Genomic DNA, 715 nt, shown 5'->3' on the forward strand with positions numbered 1-715 from the left:
CCAGCCGCAGCAGCGTCACGTAGCGTCGCTCCCACTCGCCCGCGGGCGCGTTCGCGTCCGGCTTCTCCAGCACTTCGACGGCGCCGGCGGCCAGCGCCTCGTAGGTGCGCAGCAGCTCGCCGCGATTGGTCGACGACGAGACGATGAGGATGGGCGTCGGGCAGTGGGCCATGATGGCCTCGGTCGCCGCCTGGCCGTCCATGCCGGGCAGCATCATGTCCATCGACACGACGTCCGGCCGCAGCCGCTGGCACAGCGCCACGGCCTGCGCGCCGTCGTGGGCCTCGCCGACGACCTCGATGTCGCCGTGCGCGGCGAGCACCTCGCGGATGTGCGCCAGCACCGTGATCGAGTCCTCCACGACCAGCACCCGCAGCGGCCTGGCCGGTCCGGCGCCGGCCGGCGGCGCTGCGCCGCCCAGTCCGCCGATGCCGCCACCGCCGCCAACGCCTCCCGATGCGCTCATGCGGCGGGCTCCTCGACGGCCGCGTCGTCGTCGACCGTGCCGGCCGAGCGCGCCATCAGCTGCGCGACCTGCGCCAGGAACTCGTTCTGCGCGAACTCGCCCTTGACGATGTAGCCGTCGGCGCCCACCGCCTTGCCACGGGCCAGGTCCTCGGGCGCGTTGCGCGAGGTCACCAGCACCGCCGGGATGTGGCGCAGCGCCGCGTCGCCGCGGATGCGGGCGACGAACTCGAAGCCGTCCATGCCCGGC

General features: G+C 74.5%; 2 protein-coding genes. Both read right to left on the minus strand.

Features of this window, described 5'->3' with window-relative positions:
* A partial coding sequence (locus tag FUT87_RS10695) for a response regulator (protein ID WP_147240999.1) occupies positions 1 to 466 on the minus strand: 466 nt, incomplete at its 3' end.
* The coding region (locus FUT87_RS10700) for a response regulator (RefSeq protein ID WP_147241000.1) at positions 463 to 715 on the minus strand (253 nt) is incomplete at its 5' end. The genes FUT87_RS10700 and FUT87_RS10695, both read right to left, overlap by 4 nt.

The organism is Mitsuaria sp. TWR114 (genome assembly GCF_007997345.1).